Origin of the sequence: Nocardiopsis sp. FR4 (assembly GCF_009830945.1) — a bacterium.
GTDB lineage: Bacteria > Actinomycetota > Actinomycetes > Streptosporangiales > Streptosporangiaceae > Nocardiopsis.
In genome coordinates, this window is the sequence record NZ_VWVV01000012.1 from 15,005 (window position 1) to 35,621 (window position 20,617).

General features: G+C 71.0%; 15 protein-coding genes and 1 other RNA gene. 12 read left to right on the forward strand and 4 right to left on the reverse strand.

Features of this window, described 5'->3' with window-relative positions; translation table 11 throughout:
* Positions 1 to 4 precede the first annotated feature (4 nt).
* From FYW95_RS13255 to FYW95_RS13305, 11 genes are all read left to right on the forward strand, one after another.
* A complete protein-coding gene (locus FYW95_RS13255) occupies positions 5 to 664 on the forward strand; it encodes a DUF6518 family protein (protein WP_159940630.1) in 660 nt (219 codons plus the stop codon).
* A gap of 352 nt (positions 665 to 1,016) precedes the next feature.
* Entirely contained in the window at positions 1,017 to 1,766 is a 750-nt protein-coding gene (locus tag FYW95_RS13260) for an HAD family hydrolase (protein ID WP_201294844.1), read from the forward strand.
* Between the two features lie 361 nt (positions 1,767 to 2,127).
* Complete coding sequence (locus FYW95_RS13265) at positions 2,128 to 6,996, forward strand: NAD-glutamate dehydrogenase (RefSeq protein WP_159940632.1); 4,869 nt, start codon at positions 2,128 to 2,130, stop codon at positions 6,994 to 6,996.
* A gap of 224 nt (positions 6,997 to 7,220) precedes the next feature.
* On the forward strand, positions 7,221 to 8,336 hold the full coding sequence (prfB, locus tag FYW95_RS13270; RefSeq protein WP_159940634.1) for a peptide chain release factor 2: 1,116 nt from the start codon (positions 7,221 to 7,223) through the stop codon (positions 8,334 to 8,336).
* 454 nt (positions 8,337 to 8,790) lie between these two features.
* Entirely contained in the window at positions 8,791 to 9,480 is a 690-nt protein-coding gene (gene ftsE, locus FYW95_RS13275; RefSeq protein ID WP_159940636.1) for a cell division ATP-binding protein FtsE, read from the forward strand.
* 58 nt (positions 9,481 to 9,538) lie between these two features.
* Positions 9,539 to 10,450, forward strand: coding sequence for a permease-like cell division protein FtsX (gene ftsX, locus FYW95_RS13280; RefSeq protein ID WP_236567609.1), 912 nt, complete (start codon positions 9,539 to 9,541; stop codon positions 10,448 to 10,450).
* A gap of 74 nt (positions 10,451 to 10,524) precedes the next feature.
* Positions 10,525 to 10,989: an SsrA-binding protein SmpB gene (gene smpB / locus FYW95_RS13285; protein WP_159940638.1), complete on the forward strand. Its 465-nt coding sequence runs from the start codon at positions 10,525 to 10,527 to the stop codon at positions 10,987 to 10,989.
* Positions 10,990 to 11,012: 23 nt separating this feature from the next.
* Positions 11,013 to 12,992 carry a penicillin-binding transpeptidase domain-containing protein gene (locus FYW95_RS13290; RefSeq protein WP_159940640.1) on the forward strand — a complete coding sequence of 660 codons (1,980 nt, stop codon included), beginning with the start codon at positions 11,013 to 11,015 and terminating at the stop codon, positions 12,990 to 12,992.
* 397 nt (positions 12,993 to 13,389) lie between these two features.
* Positions 13,390 to 13,761, forward strand: a transfer-messenger RNA (tmRNA) gene (gene ssrA / locus FYW95_RS13295).
* Between the two features lie 313 nt (positions 13,762 to 14,074).
* Positions 14,075 to 15,028 carry a GNAT family N-acetyltransferase gene (locus FYW95_RS13300; RefSeq protein ID WP_159940642.1) on the forward strand — a complete coding sequence of 318 codons (954 nt, stop codon included), beginning with the start codon at positions 14,075 to 14,077 and terminating at the stop codon, positions 15,026 to 15,028.
* Between the two features lie 106 nt (positions 15,029 to 15,134).
* A complete protein-coding gene (locus FYW95_RS13305; protein ID WP_159940644.1) occupies positions 15,135 to 15,917 on the forward strand; it encodes a class I SAM-dependent methyltransferase in 783 nt (260 codons plus the stop codon).
* Here the strand turns inward: FYW95_RS13305 and FYW95_RS13310 are convergent.
* The 4 genes from FYW95_RS13310 to nagA all read right to left on the reverse strand — a co-directional run bounded on the left by FYW95_RS13310 (position 15,904) and on the right by nagA (position 19,431).
* Entirely contained in the window at positions 15,904 to 16,665 is a 762-nt protein-coding gene (locus FYW95_RS13310; RefSeq protein ID WP_159940646.1) for a helical backbone metal receptor, read from the reverse strand. The genes FYW95_RS13305 and FYW95_RS13310 overlap by 14 nt on opposite strands.
* Before the next feature lie 3 nt (positions 16,666 to 16,668).
* On the reverse strand, positions 16,669 to 17,637 hold the full coding sequence (locus FYW95_RS13315; protein ID WP_159940648.1) for an aldo/keto reductase: 969 nt from the start codon (positions 17,635 to 17,637) through the stop codon (positions 16,669 to 16,671).
* A 243-nt stretch (positions 17,638 to 17,880) separates the two neighbouring features.
* Positions 17,881 to 18,189 (reverse strand): hypothetical protein, encoded by a 309-nt coding sequence (locus tag FYW95_RS13320; protein WP_159940650.1) that lies wholly within the window; start codon positions 18,187 to 18,189, stop codon positions 17,881 to 17,883.
* Between the two features lie 105 nt (positions 18,190 to 18,294).
* Positions 18,295 to 19,431 (reverse strand): N-acetylglucosamine-6-phosphate deacetylase, encoded by a 1,137-nt coding sequence (gene nagA, locus FYW95_RS13325; protein ID WP_159940652.1) that lies wholly within the window; start codon positions 19,429 to 19,431, stop codon positions 18,295 to 18,297.
* 658 nt (positions 19,432 to 20,089) lie between these two features.
* On the opposite strand from nagA, the gene FYW95_RS13335 reads away from it, so the two are divergent.
* A complete protein-coding gene (locus FYW95_RS13335) occupies positions 20,090 to 20,605 on the forward strand; it encodes an NADPH-dependent FMN reductase (RefSeq protein WP_159940654.1) in 516 nt (171 codons plus the stop codon).
* The last annotated feature ends 12 nt before the right edge of the window (positions 20,606 to 20,617 follow it).

Below are 20,617 nucleotides of genomic sequence, written 5' to 3' on the forward strand. Positions count from 1 at the left end.
CACCATGGACGAACCCGTGACCGGCGCACCCACGGATACGCGGACCCGGGCGCTGGCCCCCTGGCCCGGCGTGGGCGTCGCCGCGGCGGCGGGGCTGGCCGTCGGCGCGCTGACCTCCGTGGCCCAGGGGGTGCTGCCCGGCCTCCTCGCGCCCCTGGCCAACTCCGCCGGTTCCTGGAGTCTGGCGGCCTTCCTGCTGGCGGCGCTGTGCCCCCGCCCCTGGACCGCGGCACTGGCGGGGGTGCTCTCCCTGTCCGCGATGGTGCTCGGGTACGACCTCGCCTCCCTTGCCCGGGGCTATGACGCGTCCCTGGTCTTCACGGCCTTCTGGCTGGTCGCGGCGGTCACGGTGGGGCCCTTCCTGGGCCTGGGCGGCGGTGCGCTGCGCGCCCGCTCCCGGCTCGCCCCCGCGGGTGTCGGGGCGATGAGCGGAGTCCTGGTGGGGGAGGGCGTCTACGGGATCGCCTTCATCTCGGACACCACCCCGGCCGTGTACTGGGCGGGGTCGGTCGCCGTCGGCCTCGGTCTGCTGGCATGGGCGATCGTGCGGGCCTTCCCGCGGGTGCGCCCGGCCCTGGCGGCGGTCGCGCTCGGTGCCCTGGTGGCCGTGTCCTTCGTCGCGGTCTACTCGTCCAACCCCCTCGCCCTGTTCACCGCCCTCTGAGGTCCGGGCGCGGCCGTGCCGCCGGGCGGCGCACCACAAGGTGACGGTCCTTGCGGCGCCTGGGGAAGCAGGAGCCCACCCCGCCGTCGACGGGGCCTTCACCTTGCTCGATCTTCCCCGGCCGGAGCCGGGCACAGCGCCGGCTCCGGCCGTGGTCGAGGCGCTGTAGGTTGAGGACGAGGACTGCTCCGATCAGCACGCGCCGGTCGTCGACGCCGTCCGTAACCCGGCTCCGGACCCTCAGGGCTCCCTCGCCTCACCCGGCTGGCCGCGGGATCCCGACCACCGTCCGTCCGGGGCCGCTGGCCGGTCCCGGACGGAGGTTTCCTCCCGTATCCGCTGATACGGCAAGATGGAGTCGTCCCCGACCGGTCCGTCTTTCGAGGAGTTCGCCATCAGCCGCCTGGTGCTATGGAACATCGACCTCACCCTCCTCGACGTGGGGAAGGTGATGAGGGCCGCCTACGCCGAGGCCTTCGAGAAGGTCACCGGTGAGCCGCTGGTCTACCTGACCTCGGCGGCCGGGCGCACCGACTCGGAGATGTTCTTCGAGTTCTGCGCCCGCAACTACGTGGACGTCGAACCGGACAACGACACCCTGGCCGACTTCCTCTCCACCCTGGAGGAGTCCTTCGCCCGCCGGTCCGACGAACTGCTCTCCAAGGGCCGGGCCATGCCGGGGGCGGCGGCTTCGCTGGCCGCCGTGGCCTCCCTGCCCGACACCGTGCAGACCGTGGTCAGCGGCAGCACCCGCGCCAACGCCGTGGCCAAGCTCGCCGCCTTCGGGCTCGACGCCCACCTGGACCTGTCCATCGGCGGGTACGGGTCGGTCAACTACCCCAAGTCCAGCCTGATCCAGTCCATCCGGCTGCACGCCGCGGGCGAGGGCGGGCGCCCCTACACCGAGCAGGAGACGGTGTTCGTCACCGACTCCGCCCCGGACGTGCGCGCGGCCGTCATCGGCGGCGCGGTACCGGTCGGGGTGCTCAACGGCCCCGCCACCGAGGGCCAGCTGCGCGAGGCGGGGGCCGTGCACGTCCTGCCCGACCTGACCGACCCGCGCGCCGTGATGGCGGCGGTGCACCAGGCGACGGCGGGCTGACGGGAACACGGGCCGCGGGGAGGACACGTTAACCACCGGTTCGACGGGTAGGTCCCGCCGTGTGTATCGCCGCAATCTGGTTCTTACGGTAAGCAACCTGCCTGTAACGGTGTTGGTCCTGTTCCCGGGGGCAAAAGGCAGTAGCCTGGTCAGCGGACGGGGCCGGGACAACGAGGTCCGCAGCCCCGTTCCCCTGCCGCCTGTGCGCACAGGTACAACCCCAACCACTGACGCCGTGGCCTTCTTGCGCCCCAAGGGGTTCACGGAACATCACACATCGGCACACAGGATCACAGGTCATATGACCGGGTGTTCCGCCAGCCCTCGTGCGACGTTGCTCACAAAGGAGTGAGAGATCCCTATGTCCGGGCAATCCGACGTCCATCTCCAGCAGCTGCTCAGCGACGCGGCCGCCAGGTGGTCCCCCGGGGAGCGCATCAGCCCCGAGGAGGCCGACGCGGTCAGGCGCTTCCTCCCCGTCTACTACCGGCACACCGACCCGGACGAGCTGAACGGGCGCCCGCCCGAGCAGATCTGCTGGGCCGCCGCCGCCCACAGGTCCTTCGGCGCCGAACGCGTCCCGGGACGGGCCAAGGTCCGCGTCTACACCCCCGACGCCGAGCGCGACGGCTGGGACCAGCAGACCAGCGTCGTGGAGATCGTCACCGACAACGCGCCCTTCCTGGTCTCCTCGGTCACCATGGCCCTGTCCGACCTGGGCGCGGGTGTCCGGTTCATCGTCCACCCCCAGATGACCGTGGGCCGCGACCTCAACGGTCGCCTGTCCCGGGTGGACCCGGAGATCGGCGGCGACGGGCTGCTGCCCGTCGACGAGTCCTGGATGCACATCGAGATCGACCCCCAGAGTGATCCGGCGCGCTTCGAGGAGATCACCGCGCGCCTGGAGGGGGTCCTGGACGACGTCCGCTACGTGGACGAGGACGCCGCCAAGATGAGCGACCGGGCCATCCGGATCGCCGACGAGCTGGCCGCCTACCCCGACCGCCTGGTGGCCGGGGGCGTCGACCCGCGCGAGATCGGCGAGAGCGTCGACTTCCTGCGCTGGGCCGCCGGACGCAACTTCACCATCATGGGCTACCGTGAGTACGCCCTGGTGACGGACGAGAACGGCGACGACGCCCTGCGCCCCGAACCCGGTTCGGGCCTGGGCATTCTGCGGATGGACTCGCCCGCCTCCACCAGCTTCGCGGCCCTGCCCCCCGAGATCCGCGCCAAGGCCCGCGAACCCTACATCCTGGTGCTGACCAAGGCCAACTCCCGAGCCACCGTCTACCGGCCCAAGTACCTGGACTACATCGGCGTCAAGAAGTTCGACGCCCAGGGCAACATCGTCGGCGAGCGCCGCTTCGTGGGGCTGTTCACCTCCCAGGCCAACACCACCAGCATCGCCCAGATCCCCATCATGCGCCGCAAGCAGGCCGAGGTGCTGGCGCTGGCCGGGTTCGAGGCCGACAGCTACGACGGCAAGGACCTCATCGAGCTGCTGGAGACCTTCCCCCGCGAGGAGCTCCTGCAGATCCCCGTGGGCGAGCTGTACAACATCGTGCGCGGCGTCCTGCGCCTGCGCGACCGCCGCGGCACCAAGCTGTTCATGCGCCGCGACCCCTACGGCGGACGGTACATGTCCTGCTTCGTGTACATGCCACGCGACCAGTACAGCACCCGGGTGCGCCTGGACATCCAGAAGGTCCTGGCCAAGGCGTTCCACGGCGCCACCATGGACCACAACGTGCTCATCGGCTCGGCCCCCATGGCCCGCCTGTACCTGGTGGTGCGCGCCCAGCACGGGCAGACCCTCGCCGACATCGACCAGGTGGCACTGGAGGAGGAGGTCCGCCGGGCCGCGCGCTCCTGGGACGCCGACTTCGACGAGGTCCTCACCCAGGCCTACGGGCCGGTGCACGCCACCTCGCTCCGGGACCGCTACGGCAGCGGGCTGACCGAGGCCTACAAGGTCGACAACAGCCCCGCCACCGCGGCCGCCGACATCGAGGAGCTGGAGCGGCTCCTGGCCCGCACCGACCCCGACCGGCGGCACGGCGAGTTCTCCGGGGTCCTGTACCAGCGCGAGGACGCCGACCCCGGGTGCTACCGGTTCCGTCTGTACCGGATCGGCGAGCCCATCTCCCTGTCGCGGGTCCTGCCCGTCCTGGAGAACCTGGGCGTGGAGGTCATCGACGAGTGGCCCTACGACATCACCGTGCGCGGCGTGGGCCGCGTGTGGGTCTACGACTTCGGACTGGGGCCGGTCCCCGACTCCGACCTGGCGCCCGGGCGGCTCAAGGAGCTCTTCGAGGAGGCCTTCGACGCCTCCTGGCGCGACCTGGGCGAGAGCGACCGGTTCAACGCCCTCGTGGTGCGGGCCGGACTGGACTGGCGCCAGCTCACCGTGCTGCGCGCCTACGCCAAGTACCTGCGTCAGACCGGGTCCACGTTCACCCCCGAGTACCTGGCCGACGTCCTGGTGGCCAACGTCGGGATCGCCAACCTGCTGGTCGAGCTGTTCGAGACCCGCTTCGACCCCGACCTGCCCGGTGAGGGCCGCGACGAGCGCTCCGAGGTGCTGGTCCGCAAGATCGAGGGCGAGCTGGAGTCCGTGGCCAGCCTGGACCACGACCGCATCCTGCGCTCGTTCCTGGCGGTCATCCGCGCCACCCTGCGCACCAACCACTACCAGCGGCACCCCTACCTGGTCCTCAAGCTCAACCCCGAGCAGATCCCGGACCTGCCGCACCCGCGGCCCCGGTACGAGATGTACGTCTACTCCCCGCGGGTGGAGGGCGTGCACCTGCGCTTCGGCGCGGTCGCGCGCGGCGGACTGCGCTGGTCGGACCGCTTCGAGGACTTCCGTACCGAGATCCTGGGCCTGGTCAAGGCCCAGATGGTGAAGAACTCCGTCATCGTCCCCAGCGGCGCCAAGGGCGGCTTCGTGTGCAAGCGCCTGCCCCAGGGCGGGAACCGCGAGGAGATGATGGCCGAGGTCGTGGCCTGCTACGAGCAGTTCGTCAGCGGGCTGCTGGACGTCACCGACAACCTCGTGGACGGGCGCGTCGTGCACCCCGAGCGCACCGTCCTGCACGACGGCGACGACTCCTACCTGGTGGTGGCCGCCGACAAGGGCACCGCCACCTTCTCCGACACCGCCAACGCCATCTCCACCGAGCGCGGCTTCTGGCTGGGCGACGCCTTCGCCTCGGGCGGCTCGGTCGGCTACGACCACAAGGCCATGGGCATCACCGCCCGCGGCGCCTGGGAGTCGGTGCGCTACCACTTCCGCGAGATGGGCGTGAACGTGCAGGAGGAGCCGTTCACCGTCGTCGGCGTCGGCGACATGTCCGGCGACGTGTTCGGCAACGGCATGCTGCTGTCCAAGCAGATCAGACTGGTGGCCGCCTTCGACCACCGCCACGTCTTCCTGGACCCCGACCCCGACCCGCACACCTCCTGGGCGGAGCGCAGGAGGATCTTCGACCTGCCCCGCAGCACCTGGGAGGACTACGACCCCAAGCTGATCTCCGAGGGCGGCGGCGTGTACCCGCGCACCGCCAAGTCCGTGCCCGTCACCCCGCAGGTGCGCGCGGCGCTGGGCATCGAGGACGAGGTGGAGACCCTCACACCGGACGAGCTGATCCGGTGCGTGCTCACCGCCCCCGTGGACCTGCTGTGGAACGGCGGGATCGGCACCTACGTCAAGGCCAGCACCGAGACGCACGCCGACGTGGGCGACAAGGCCAACGACCAGCTGCGCGTGGACGCCGCCGAACTGCGCGTGAAGGTCGTCGGCGAGGGCGGCAACCTGGGCCTGACCCAGCCCGCGCGGATCGAGTTCGCCCGTGAGGGCGGCCGGGTCAACACCGACTTCATCGACAACTCGGCCGGCGTGGACACCTCCGACCACGAGGTCAACATCAAGATCATGCTCGACCGCGAGGTGCGGGCGGGCAAGCTCGGCAAGGCCGACCGCGACCAGCTGTTCATCGACATGACCGACGAGGTCGCCGAACTGGTCCTGGACAACAACTACGCGCAGAACACCGTCCTGGCCGCCGCGCGCAAGCAGGACCACCAGATGCTGCACGTCCACGGCCGGTACATGCGCTACCTGGAGCGCAACAAGGTCCTCAAGCGCAAGCAGGAGGACCTGCCCTCCGACAAGGCGATCGCCGAGCGGCGCGCGGCGGGCCGGGGCCTGACCAGCCCGGAGTTCGCGACCCTGCTGTCGTACACCAAGATCAACCTCAAGGAGCAGATCGGCCTGTCCAACCTGGCCGATGACCCCTACCTGGCCCAGTGGCTGACCGACTACTTCCCGACGCCGCTGCGCTCGGGGCGCTTCGCCGCCGGGGTGGACTCGCACCCGCTGCGCCGGGAGATCATCGTCAACCAGGTGGTCAACCAGATGGTCAACCGCTCCGGGGTGACCTTCGCCTTCCGGCTCAACGAGGAGCTGGGCTCGGAGGCGGCCGACATCGCCCGCGCCTTCCTGGTGGTGCAGGACGTGCTGCGCCTGCGCCGGTTCTGGGGCCGGGTGGAGGAGCTGGACCACCAGATCTCGGTGGACAGCCAGCTCCTGCTGCTGCTGGAGACGCGCAAGCTCGCCGAGCGCTCCGCCCGGTGGCTGCTGCGCAACCGCACCTTCCCCTTCGACATCAGCAGCGAGATCGGCTACTTCTCCGACGGCGTCGGCGAGGTGCTGCCGCGCCTGGACGAGCTGCTGCGCGGCCGCGACCGCGAGGCCTACGTCGAGCGCCGCGACCGCTACACGTCGATGGGCGTGCCGACCGAGCTCGCCGAGCAGGTGGCCGTGATGGTGCCCGCCTACTCCACACTGGACCTGGTGGAGATCGCCCACCGCACCGGGCGCCCCGTGGAGAAGGTCGCCGAGCTGTACTTCGAGCTGGCCGACCGGCTCAACATCAGCTGGTGGCGCGAGCGGATCATCGACCTGCCGCGTGAGGACCGCTGGGCCACCACCGCGCGGGCCTCGCTGCGCGACGACCTCTACGCCGCGCACGCCGACCTCACCGCGCGGGTGCTGGAGAGCGGCCGGGCCGAGGCACCCGAGGAGCTGATCGCCGCCTGGCTGGAGCAGAACCAGGACCGGGTGCAGCGCGCCGGGATCACCCTGTCGGAGATCCAGGAGAACGAGCGCTTCGACCTGGCCACGCTGTCCGTGGCGCTGCGCTCCTTCCGGAGCCTGGTCGACTAGGCGGTGTCCCCTGTGGACCTCCGCTTCGCTCCGGTCCGTGTTCGGGCGCCCTAACGCGCGGGAATCCTCGGCGCCTACGGCGGGTCGGCTCGTCCCCCGCGAACCCGCCTTCGGTACCTCCAGAACCCCGCGGGTGCCCGAACACACCGCGGGGGCGGCGCGGACGCGCCGCCCCCGCGGTCACCGGGCGTCCCGTCCGTGCCACGGGCCCTACACTGGGGTCCGTGGCAGAACTGGACCCAGCAGAGAAGATCAAGGACCTCGCGGCGACCCTGGCGAGCGTCTCCGCCGTGTTGGACCTGGAGGCGATGCACACGCAGATCGCCGAACTGCGTGAGCAGTCCGCCGACCCCGAGCTGTGGGCCGACCAGGACAACGCGCAGAAGGTGACGCGCCGGCTCTCCTCGTTGGAGTCCATGGTCAACAAGATCAACGGCATCAGCCAGCGGCTCGACGACCTCGGCGTCCTCTACGAGCTGGCCGAGGCCGAGGAGGACGCCGACACGCGCGCCGAGGCCGACCGCGAGCTGGAGCAGCTGCGCAAGGAGATCGGCGAGCTGGAGGTGCGCACGCTCCTCAACGGCCCCCACGACGAGCGCGAGGCCATCGTCACGATCAACTCCCAGGCGGGCGGCGTGGACGCCGCCGACTGGGCGCAGATGCTCCAGCGCATGTACCTGCGCTGGGCGGAGCGGCACGGCTACCCCACGGAGATCTACGAGACCTCCTACGCGGAGGAGGCGGGCATCAAGTCCACGTCCTTCGCGGTCAAGGCCCCCTTCGCCTACGGCACCCTGCGCGGTGAGCACGGCACGCACCGCCTGGTGCGCATCTCGCCGTTCGACAACCAGAACCGGCGCCAGACCTCCTTCGCGGGCGTGGACGTGGTCCCCGTGGTGGAGCAGAGCGACCACATCGAGATCGACGAGGGCGACCTGCGGGTGGACGTGTACCGCTCCAGCGGCCCCGGCGGCCAGGGCGTCAACACCACCGACTCGGCGGTGCGGATCACCCACCTGCCGACCGGCATCGTGGTCTCCTGCCAGAACGAGCGCTCGCAGCTGCAGAACAAGGCCACGGCCATGTCGATGCTCCAGGCCAAGCTGCTCGCCCGCAAGCGCGAGGAGGAGCAGGCCGCGCTGGACGAGATCCGCGGCGACTCGGTGAGCAGCTGGGGAACCCAGATGCGCAACTACGTGCTGCACCCCTACCAGAGCGTCAAGGACGTGCGCACCGGAGCGGAGACCGGCAACACCTCGGGTGTGCTGGACGGCGACATCGACGAGTTCATCGACGCCGAGATCCGCTGGATGCGCAGCCGCGAGCGTTCCGAGGACTAGACCGGGGGACCGGTGCACGCGCGGGCCCGCGGGCCGGGCGGGACTCCCCCTCCGGGTCCGCGGCCGGCCCGGCCCGAGAGCCCTCCGGCGGCGAGCCGGCCGCCCGGCGCGGGCGGGGGAGGGACCAGAGGAGACGCGCCCGAGACACGCCCGGTGGTAACGCGCGCACCCCTCGTGAGACTGGTGGGACACATGTGAAGTTTGTGTCCCAATGGTGATGCTCACGACTCCACAGTTTTACCGAAACGACTATATGTGAACGTTATCATCGGTTGACACCTCCGATATGCTCGTGGCTGTTGTCCGACTAGTGCACCTTCAGGGCGTGACGCGACCTGGACAATCCGGGCCGCTCCCCCCTCTAAACTGTCGGTGGCCACGCGGCCGGTACGATCCCGCGCGGAGAGCCCTCCACTGCGGGTGCCCATACCTTCGAGAACCTTGTGATGCGCCTGTGATCCACTTCGACAACGTCACCAAGGTCTACCAGACCCAGAAGCGCCCCGCGCTCGACGGCGTTTCCATTGACGTAGACAAGGGCGAGTTCGTCTTCCTCGTCGGCCCGTCCGGCTCCGGCAAGTCGACCTTCCTCCGCTTGGTCCTCAAGGAGGAGAAGCCCACCGAGGGCCGTGTCCACGTCGCGGGCAAGGACCTGGCACGCCTCTCCAACTGGAAGGTGCCCCACCTGCGCCGCCGTATCGGCTGTGTCTTCCAGGACTTCCGGCTGCTGCCCAACAAGAACGTCTTCGAGAACGTCGCCTTCGCCCTGGAGGTCATCGGCAAGCCGCGGCGCTTCATCAAGAAGGTCGTCCCCGAGGTCGTGGAGCTGGTAGGCCTGGAGGGCAAGGCCGGACGCATGCCCAACGAGCTCTCCGGTGGTGAACAGCAGCGCGTCGCGATCGCCCGCGCGTTCGTCAACCGCCCGCAGATCCTGCTGGCCGACGAGCCCACCGGAAACATCGACCCCGCGACCTCCATCGGCATCATGAAGGTGCTGGACCGAATCAACCGCACAGGCACCACAGTCGTCATGGCGACCCACGATGCCGCCATCGTCGACTCGATGCGCAAGCGCGTGATCGAGCTGGAAGAGGGCCTGGTAGTGCGCGACCAGACGCGCGGCGTCTACGGCCAGGCGTACTGACCTCGTTGCCGTGAGGACCGGCGCGGCAAAGCCCCGAAGGATGGACCTTTAACAGATCATGCGAGCACAATTCGTTCTCTCCGAGACGTGGATCGGCCTCCGCCGCAACCTGACGATGACCATCGCGGTCATCACGACGGTGGCCATCTCCCTGACCTTGTTCGGCGCCGGTCTCCTGGTCAACCAGCAGGTCTCCGAGATGCGCAACTACTGGGACCAGCGGATCACGTTGACCATCTACATGTGCAACGAGATCTCTCCGACCCAGACCTGTCAGGAGAACGGCGCGGCCACCGAGGAGGACCGCCAGGCCCTGGAGGACACCCTGAACGGCCTGCCCCAGGTCGCCGACGTCAGGTACCTCACCGCGGCCGAGGCCTGGCAGGACTTCCAGGAGCGGCTGGGCTCCTCCAACGAGGCGCTGGCCAACGCCGCGCAGGAAGGTGACATCCCGGACAACTACCGGGTGCAGCTCACCGACCCCTCCCACTACGACACCGTGCGCAACGCGGTCGAGGGCTCCCCGGGCGTGGACACCGTCTCCGACGACCAGCGCGTACTCGAACAGTTCTTCGGGCTGCTCGACGGGCTGCGGGCGGCGGCGCTGGTGCTGGCTGGCGTGCAGCTGGCCGCCGCGGCGCTGCTCATCGGCAACACCATCCGCCTGTCGGCCTACAGCCGCCGCCGGGAGACCGGCATCATGCGGCTGGTCGGCGCGTCCAACTTCTACATCCAGCTTCCCTTCCTCCTGGAGGGCGCGGTCGCCGGCCTCATCGGCGGCCTGATCGCCGCCGGATTCATCGTGGCCACCCGGTACACGCTGCTCACCCAGATCGAGGACTGGTTCCAGTTCGACGTCGCCCTGGGCACGGGGTCGCTGCTGTACGTCATCGGGGTCTCGCTGATCCTCGGCGTCCTGCTGTGCACCATCACCTCGTTCCTCACCCTGCGCCGGTACCTCAAGATCTGAGCCGGGCCCCGGGAGCGGGAGGAATCGTCAGCCGGGGGGCCTCGTGCCCCCCGGACGTATGAAGGGACACACCTGTGGCACGGGAAACCGGGCGCAAGCTCATCGCGCAGAACAAGCGGGCCCGGCACGACTACCACATCGACGAGACCTACGAGGCCGGTCTCGTCCTCACCGGCACCGAGGTCAAGTCGCTCAGACAGGGCCGGGCCTCGCTCGTGGACGGGTTCGCCCACATCGACGGCGGTGAGGTGTGGCTGATGAACGTGCACATCCCCGAGTACTCCCAGGGCACGTGGACCAACCACGCCGCCCGGCGATCACGTAAGCTACTCCTGCACCGCGAGCAGATCTCCCGGCTGATCGGCAAGACCCGGGAGCCCGGACGCACCCTCGTCCCCCTGTCCCTGTACTTCAGCGACGGTCGGGCCAAGGTCGAGATCGCTCTGGCCCGCGGTAAGCGTGAGTACGACAAACGCCACGACATCGCCGAGCGCGAGGCGAAGCGGGACATGGAACGCGCGCTCCGCCGCCGCCGATGAGGCGTTCGAAAGGAACACACACGGTGTCCCCCCGTCCCCTTGGCCGGATCACGGCCGCTGGCAGCGGCCTGCTCCTCGCCGTCACCCTGGCCGCGTGCACTCCGAACCCCAGTCCGGAGGTGGCGGTCAGGTCCTTCCTGCTCGCCTGGCAGGGCGGGAACCACGCGGAGGCCGCCACCTACACCGACGGCGATCCCGCCCAGGTGGAGGAGGCGCTCACCGACATGCGCGAGCAGTTGGACCTGGCCTCCCTGCGGTTCGAGCTCGGGCCCATCACCCGCGAGGGCGACTCCGCCGACGCCGAGTTCGGCGTGCACGCCGACCTCGGCATCGGTGACCCGACCTGGAACTACACCGGCCGCATGCCCCTGGAGTGGGGCCCCGACGGCTGGCGGATCTCCTGGTCGGCCAGCGTCCTGCACCCCGACCTGAGCGAGGACGAGCGGCTCGCGGTCAGCTACGAGAGCCAGGAGCGCGGGCAGATCCTCGACCGGGAGGGCCGGCCGCTGGTCACCGCCGACAAGGTGACGGCCTTCGGCGTCTACCCGGCCGAGATGGAGGACAAGGAGGCCGGGGTCACCCAGCTCGCCGAACTCCTCGGCGAGGACCCCGACCCGCTGCTGAACCGGGTGCGCTCGGCGCCGCCCGAGCAGTTCCAGCCGCTCGTGCTCATGCGCGACTCCAGCGTCGACCAGAACCTGCTGAACCAGGTGGGCAAGGTCTCCGGCGTGGACACGCAGGAGGTCGAGGTCAACCTCTCCCCGGCGGTGGCGCCGTTCCTCCTGGGCGAGGTCGCGGGTACCGCCGAGCACAAGGTGTCCTCCCGGGTCCCCGGCTCCTACCAGGCGGGCGACACCGTCGGCCTGAGCGGCCTGCAGAACATCTTCCAGCACGAGCTGGCCGGATCGGGCACCACCCAGGTGGTCTCCCTGGACCGGTCCGGCGACATCACCGACGTCCTGGAGTCCTGGGAGGGCGACCGCAGCGGCGTCATCGAGACCACCCTGGACACGGGTGTGCAGCGCGCCGCGGAGTACGCCCTGGACCCGCTGCCCGGCGACGGCTACCTGGTGGCCGTGGACACCGCCAGCGGCGAGGTCCTGGCCGCGGCGAGCTCCTCCGACAGCACCGCCGACGACGCCGCGCTCACCGGCTCCTACGTCCCGGGCGGCGCCTTCACCCTCGTCTCGGCCCTGGCCGCCCTGGAATCGGGCGCGGTCCGGCCGGACAGCGTGGTGCCCTGCGGGTACTCCACCGACATCGGCGGGCAGACCTTCACCAACCCCAGCGCCGGGTTCCTGTCAGGCGAGCCGGACCTGGCCCGCAACCTGGCCTTCAGCTGCAACGTCGGGTTCGCCGACCTGGCCTCCCAGGTGGGGCCGCAGGCCCTCACCGAGACCGCCGAGCGGCTGGGGATCGGCGCCGAGTGGCAGCTGCCGGTTCCCTCCTCCCCCGGCGAGGTCTCGATCGGCGGCGGGGACGCGGACGTGGCCTCGGCCATGATCGGCGAGGCAGGCGTCCGGGTGAGCCCGCTGTCGATGGCCCTGGTCGCCGCGGCGATCGCGGACGGCGGCTGGCACGAGCCCGCCCTGGTTCCCGGCGAGGCCTCTGCCTCCGAGGGCTCGGTCCCGCTGGAGCAGACGCACCTGGAGGTGGTCCGCCAGGGTATGCGGGACGCCGTGATCAACCGGATGCCCGAGCTGCTCGCCACCGGGGGAGAGGTCTACGGGCAGGCGACCCGCGCCGAGCAGGGCGACACCTCCCTGCACTGGTTCGTCGGCTACAAGGACGGCGTGGCCTTCGCCGTGCTGGCCGAGGTGGAGCCCGACCGGACCATGTGGACGCAGTACGCCGTGGAGTCGGCCAGCACCTTCCTCGCCTCGATGGCCAACGGGGTGCCCGCCGAGGAGACCGGCGTCCCCCCGGAGGAACAGGGCCTGGCGGACGCCGAGGCCGACCTGACCGGCGTCGAGGGCGCGACCACCGGGGAGACGGGCTGGTAGCGGCCTCCGCGGTCGTTCACCGTTCTCCCCCGATGCGGCAAACAACGGGTCTCCGGGCAACCTCCCGGGGGCCCGTCCGCGTCTTTCCCTATGACTGGGCCGCGACAGGGGGTTAGCGGACCAGTATGAGGGACAGGACCTCATCTCGGGGGAGATCCTGTCGTTTCCCTAGGTCGGCCCGACCCTGCCGACCGCCCCTGCGGGCCGCGTCGACCGCCTCTTGAGTCCGCGCCCGCGGGGGTTTCTCCCTGTCCGGGCGAATCCGGCAGATTCATCCGTCCGAGCGGGAATCAGCTTGGCCCCCAACCCGTTGAACAGGTAGAGTGGCGGACGCGCAGCGTTCACCGCTCGCATGCCGGCCCTCCCGCCCCGGCGGGGAGGCCGTGACAATTCCACAGGGGGTGATCGGTTTCGACTTCGGTAGTCGTTCCAGGGGAAGCGGGTCGAGGGTTGCGTTTGTGACCTCGTTAATCCTGCATTCGCATAAACACAAGTGCCAATTCTAAGCGCACTGAGTTCGCTCTCGCTGCCTAAGCGATAGCGTCTCTGTCGGCCTGGGCTCGTCATCGGCCCAGATCCCGGCATCAGCTAGATGACTTACCGCTCAGATCAGGCCACGGGGCCTGAGCGGGACATCTACGTGGCTGGGCCTGTCAGCGATGTGTCCGTGCAAGCGCTGGGGCCGAGTAGAACGACAGCGCGGACTGCACCCGGAGAAGCCCTGGCTCGGTGCTGAAGGACGCGGGTTCGATTCCCGCCACCTCCACCTCACTCCGGAACGGCCTTGCTCGGGGGACTTCGTCCGCCCCGCAGGGCCGTTCCGTTGTTTTCGGGGGGCGACCCCCGAGTCGACGAGGCGACCCTGCCCGCGCGTGACCGCGCTCGCAGGGTCGCCTCGTCGTTTTTTCGGGGGACGGCCCCCGGGCCCCCTGTGCCGCTCGGCCGTCGCGCTCCGCGGCACGGCCTCCGTGGCCGTGCGCCACCTGGGGGCCTCCGCGGCCCGCGTTTCCTTTGTGGAACTCGCGGACAGCCCCCGGAAAACGGTTCGACGGCTTTGCGGGGGTCTGGCACAGTGACGCGGTATGACGGACCCCGAGTTTGTGACCGCCGAGGACCTACATCTCATGCAGGGTCTGGCGCAGCGCGTCACCGCCACCCGCCCGGAGCTGGTGAACAGCGACGCGGCGTTCGGTGAACTGGCCTGGAACTGGGGCAGGGGGCACGCCAGCGACGGCGGGAGCTGGTCGCGTCGGCTGTGGTTCTCCGGCGGCGAACTGGTGGCGTGGGGCTGGGCCAGGCTTCCGCGCCGTGTGAGGCTGAGCGACGGGTCGGTGAAGGAGGTCACCGGCGCCTACCTGGCGTACCAGGTCCACCCCGACCACGCCGGGCTGGTCGACGAGGTGATCGACTGGTACGACGACACGGCGGCGGGCCTCGAGCGTACGGTGCTGCCGAGCGCCGCCGACGAGTTCGCTCTGGGGCGGTGGGCGGCGCACGGCTACGGGACCGACCCCGCCTCGCTCGGCGACACCGGGGTCTGGACCCAGCTCAACGAGCGGGACCTCACCGACGTGGAGCAGCCGGTACTGCCGGACGGATTCCGGTTCCGCACCGCCGACGAGGTCGGGCCGGATGCCGTGGTCCAGGCCCACCTGGACGCCTGGGCCCCCTCGGCGTACACGGTCGAGAGCTACCGGGGCGTCCGGCGGACGAACGCCTACCGCGGCGACCTGCACCTCCTGGTGGAGGCCCCGGAGGGGACGATGGCGTCCTCGACGATCATGTGGCTGGACGAAGCGAACAGGACCGCCGGGTTCGAGCCGGTCGGTACGCACCGGGACTACCGGCGCCTGGGACTGGCCAGGGCGATGCTCCTGCACGGGATGCGCCTGGTGCGCGCGGCCGGGGCCACGCACGCGACGGTCGCCTGCCTGGGCGCGCCGGGGCACCCACGGGCGCGCGGGCTGTACCACGGTGTCGGGTTCCGGGAACTGGTGCGGGACGCGCCGCTCATCAAGACGGGGACCGCGGACTGACGCTCCGGCGGCCCGAAATACCGGGCCGTGTGGTGCTGGTCCGGTTATGGTCGGACCGATACGGATACCGACGGGTTCCGGGTGCCCCGGACAGAAAGCCGTTCCGATGCCGAAGAAGACAGCCGCCTCGCTCCGCGCCGACCGCTCCTCGCTGGCGCACAAGGTCGGCTACGCCCTGAGCAACCCCGCCCGTGTGGTGCCCTACGCGCGCCGCTGGGCCCGGGACCTGCGCCTGCGCCTGGCCCACCGCGACCACGTCGACTACTACCGCGCGGTGATGGCCTCCGACGCCGCCCGGGACCCCCGGGCCGCGGTGGGCAGCCGCAGCGAGGAGCGCTGGCTGGCGCTGGGGCAGATGCAGTTCGACTACCTGCTGCAGCACGGGCTGCGCCCCGAACACCGGTTGCTGGACATCGGCTGCGGCAACCTTCGCGCGGGGTGGCGGCTGATCGACTACCTGGACCCGGGCGGCTACTACGGGATCGACATTTCCCCGGACATCCTGATCGCCGCCAAGTCCGTGCTGGTCGAGCGCGGCCTCCAGGACAAGCTGCCGCACCTGGCCCTGACCCGCGACCTCACGTTCTCGTTCCTGCCCGAGGGCCACTTCGACGTGGTGCACGCGCACAGCGTCTTCTCCCACTCGCCGCTGGAGGTCATCGACGAGTGCCTGGCCCACGTGGAGCGTATCCTGGCACCGGGCGGGTTCTTCGACTTCACCTACGACCGGACCGAGGGCGCCGAGCACCACGTGCTGCGCGAGGACTTCTACTACCGGACCCGGACGCTGGTGGGCCTGGCCCGGCGGCACGGTCTGGCGGCCCGCTTCATGGAGGACTGGGAGGAGCTGCCGCACGGCCAGTCCAAGATCCGCGTCACGGCGGACTGAACCGGGCGAGCACGGCGGCCAGTCGCCGGCGTGCGGCCGTCATCGAGGGGCCGTACCAGGTCAGGTCGGCGCCCTCGACGAGGACGGAGGGCAGTCCGGGGAAGGCCTCCGGGCCGTCCTCGGGGGTGAAGCGGTAGGGCTCGTCGGGCAGTAGCACGAGGTCGGGCCCGTGTGCCGCGGCCCCGTGCGGGGACAGCGCCGGATAGCGCTCCCCGTGGTCGGCCAGCACGTTCACCGCGCCCAGCCGGGTCAGCACGTCGTGGGCGTAGGTGTCGCCGCCCACCCACATCCACGGGTCCCTCCATATCGGCACCGCCACCCGGGGACCCGCGGGCGCGGGCGCCGACCAGGCGGTCCCGGCCTCGGCCAGCCACGCGGGGCAGGGGAAGCCGCAGGCCGAGAACAGGCGGCCCAGCGATGCGAGGGCGCCCGCGACGGTACGGATGTCGGTCACCCACACCGGGATCCCGGCCTCCCGAAGCTGCCGTACGTGCCGTTCGCGGTTCTCCTCCCGGTTGGCCACCACCAGGTCCGGGGCCAGTTCCACGATCCGCCGCAGGTGCGGGTTCTTGGTGCCGCGCAGCCGTTCGACGTCCAGGCCGGGGGGGCGCGTGCACCACACGGTGGCCCCCACCAAGGTGTCGGGGGCGGTGAGCGCGAGCGCCTCGGTCAGGGAGGGCACCAGGGACACCACGCGCCGCACCGGTCGCGGTGGCGTGACGGGGTGCCCCAGGTCGTCTGTGGCCACGGGTCAGAAACCGGCCACGGGACGCGGGGCGTAGGGGCGCTCCAGTTCCTCGACCTCGTCGTCGGTCAGCTCCGGGGACAGGGAGGCCAGCGCGTCGTCCAGGTGGTGGGGCTTCGTGGCGCCGATGACCGGCGAGGTCACCGCGGGGTGGCGCGACACCCACGCCAGGGCGACCTGCGCACGGGGCACTCCGCGTTCGTCGGCGACGCGGCCGACGGCCTCCGCGATGGAGCGGTCCGCCTCGTGGTAGAGCCGCGAGCCGAAGGCGTCGCCCCGGGTGCGCGCGGTCTCGGTGCCCCACTCGCGGGTGAGGCGGCCGCGGGCCAGCGGACTCCAGGGGAGAACGCCGATCCCCTCGTCCAGGCACAGCGGCAGCATCTCCCGCTCCTCCTCGCGGTAGAGCAGGTTGTAGTGGTTCTGCATGGTGGCGAACCGGGTCCAGCCGTTGACGTCGGCCACGCGCAGCGCCTTGGCGAACTGCCAGGCGTGCATCGAGGAGGCGCCCACGTACCGGGCCTTGCCCGCCTCGACCACGTCGTGCAGCGCCTCGACGGTCTCCTCGATCGGGGTGGCGGGGTCCCAGCGGTGGATCTGGTAGAGGTCCACGTAGTCGGTGCCCAGGCGGCGGAGGCTGTGGTCGATCCCGGTCATGACGGCCTTGCGGGAGAGCCCGCCGCCGTTGGGTCCCGGGCGCATGCGGGCGAACACCTTGGTGGCCAGCACGATCTCGTCGCGGTCGGCGTACTCGGCCAGTGCCCGGCCCAGGATCTCCTCGCTGGTGCCGTCGGAGTAGGTGTTGGCGGTGTCGAAGAAGTTGACGCCCGCCTCGACGGCCCGGCGGATGAAGGGCCTGCTGGCCTCCTCGTCCAAGGTCCAGTCGTGGCTGCCCCGGGCGGGGTCGCCATAGCTCATGCACCCGAGGGCGAGGGGTGAGACCTCCAGCCCGGTCCGGCCCAGCCTGACGTAGTCCACGGGTCCGCCTTCCGTCGAGGGGTGTGCGCTCCCGACTCTAGGGCGGTGCGGGCGACTGGGTGGACACGCAGAGTCAGCAGAGGTGGAGTTTCGGCTGTCCTGAAGACGGGCGATCAGACGGCTTGCGCTACCTATGTTCCCCTTGTCGGAAATGTGAATCTACGTCGTAAGGCAGGAGGGGGTACGGAGAGCGGAAACGGACGGGGGCGGTGCCGACCGGCACCGCCCCCGTCCACGCGGACGTCAGGCCTCGACGGCTCCGACGAGCCAGGCGACCTTGTGGGCCGTGACCCCGAGGCTTCCGCTGCCGCCCAGATGGACCCCGAAAGAGGCGATGAACGCGTAGTCGTGCTCTCGTCGCTCACAGATCACGTCCTCGACCGCGCACGCGGATGACGGATTGCTCACTCGCAGGCAGGGCGACTCGCCTTCGACCACGTCCGCCCGCACGTCGTAGCGGGACAGTTCGTCGGCGAGTTTGCCGAGGTGTTCGTGTTCCTCGGAGGGCACGCGGGTCGGCTGCTCGTCCTTCGTCTGTCTCGACTCGGCCATGGCGCAGATCCTTTCGTGTCGAGCGTGGTGGCTCTCCTCGATTGCCCTGCTACCATTGTCACTCAGCGTTATATTACTAGTCCGTAACGAGGTTACGACACGCCGTTACGCCAGCCAGGAACCTGCGAACACCACCTCGCGCACCGCGAGGTCCTCGCCGAGCACGAGCAGGTCGGCGCGGCTCCCGGGCTGGATCCGACCCGTGTCCAGGCCCAGCGCCGCCGCCGGGACGGAGGTCGCCGAGCGCACCGCCCCGGGCACGTCCACGCCCAGCCCCTCCACGGCGTTGCGCACGGCCTGGGGCAGCACGATCGTGCTGGAGGCGATCGCCCCGTTCTCCACCAGCCGCGCCTCCCCGCCGCTGACCCGCACCCGCAGGTCGCCCAGCGTGTACTCGCCGTCCCCCAGGCCGGTCGCCGACATCGCGTCCGTCACCAGCGCCACCCGGTGCGCGCCCGCGGCGTCGAACACCAGCCGCGCCGCGCCGGGGTGGACGTGCACGTTGTCCAGGATCAGCTCGACCGTCACCCGCTCGTCCCCGAGGGCCGCGGCGATCGGCCCCGGGTCGCGGTGGTTCAGCGGGCGCATCGCGTTGTACAGGTGGGTGGCCACCGAGGCCCCCGCGTCGAAGGCGGCCAGGGTCTGCTCGTAGGTGGCCTCGGTGTGCCCCACCGCCGCCACCACGCCCGAGGAGGACGCGGCGCCGATCAGCTCCAGGGCGCCCGGCAGCTCCGGCGCCACCGTGATCATGCGCACGTGGCCCCGCCCCGCCTCGAGCCAGCGGTCGAACTCGGCGGTGTCGGGGTCCCGGAGCAGATCCGGATCGTGCGCCCCGCAGCGGGCGCGCGCGATGAAGGGGCCCTCCAGGTAGATGCCCGCCAGATCGCCCGCCTCGCACAGCTCGGCCAGCGCCGACACCTGGCGGACGGTGTCCCCGGGCGTGGCCGCGACCAGGCCGCCCACCAGCGAGGTCACCCCGCGGGCCCGGTTGAAGGCCACGATCTCCCGGACGCCCTCGGGGTCGGCCTCGGTGAAGGAGCGCCCGGCGCCGCCGTGGACGTGGGTGTCGACCATCCCCGGGACGACCCAGGCGCCCCCCGTGTCCCGGACGTCGCCGCCCGGAGCGGGTTCCCCGGTGCCGAGCGCGGCCACACGGTCGCCCTCCACCCGCAGCCATCCCTCGTGGACTCCGTCGGGGGTCACGACGCGCGCGTTGGTGAGCGTGACGGGGCTCTGGACCATGTTCGGGCTCTCTCCCTGGGTTCGGGCCGGGCCGGGGCGGTTCCGCGGGGCTCCCGGGCCGGGCGGGCCCAGGCGGTCCGGCCGCTTCCTGGCGGTGTGTGTCGCACATTACACAGGCGCTCGCGGTGCGCCCGGAAAGGGGTGCCGGGGCCGCCGAGGGCGTCCGTTTCCCCTGCGCAGTCGGGCGATCCCGTCCCCTGAGACGGCTGTCCGCGAGCCGGACGGCCCCCGCTCGGGCGCGGCCGGGCCGGGGAAGGCCCCCGCGTACGCATTGACGATAGCGGCCGGGGCGCCGCATCATGGAGGCATGTCCGCCGGTGAGCTGCTTGTCCAGCGCCTGCATGTCGATCTGAGGCAGCAGGCGAGCGCGCTCTGTCGTAGCTAGCGCCTTGCGGGGCCGTGCCCCGCGCCACGGGTGTACCCCGTGCCCCGATTCGCAGACACCGGACGCGCATCTCCCCTCTGGGTCCCGGGCCTCTCTCAGGCCCGAGCAGCGCCCCTGCCAGGACCGACACACCCCGTTGCGGACGACGAGGTCCGCTCTCCGTGTCGGTACGAGGAACGACGTCCTCTCCGGTGTCCGTCCCGATCACCGCCCCCCGACGTTTCTTCCTCCGGTCGAACCCGGCTCGCACTGACCGAACCCAGGAGTTCTCGCATGACCCGCTTCACCGTGCTCGTCGCCGCTCCCCAGACCCACTCCTCCGTGCGCACCGCCGCCCTGCGCGCCGCCTCCGAGGTGGCCCTCCGTGCCGGAGTCGACGCCCAGCCCGATGTCGTCGACATCGCCGAGCTGGGGGCCGAACTCCTCACCGACTCCTCCGCCGCCGTGGAGGACGCCCTGGACCGGGTGCGCCGCAGCGACGTCCTGCTCGTGGCCTCCCCCCAGGTGCACGGCACCTACAGCGGCCTGCTCAAGGTCTTCCTGGACCGCCTGCCCGAGCTGGGCCTGGGCCACACGGTCGCGGTGCCGCTGGCCGTCGTGGAGGACCTGCGCAACAGCCGGGGCATCGAGGAGGACCTGCGCGTGCTGCTGGCCGACCTGGGCGCCTGGGTGGCCGAGCCCGGCCTGATCCTGGCGGAGGAGGAGACCGGCAGGCCCGGCAGCGTCGTGCGCGCCTGGGCCGACGTGGCCGCTCCCGGCCTGCGCCAGGCGGTGTCGGTGGCGGTCTGAGCCGCGGCCTCC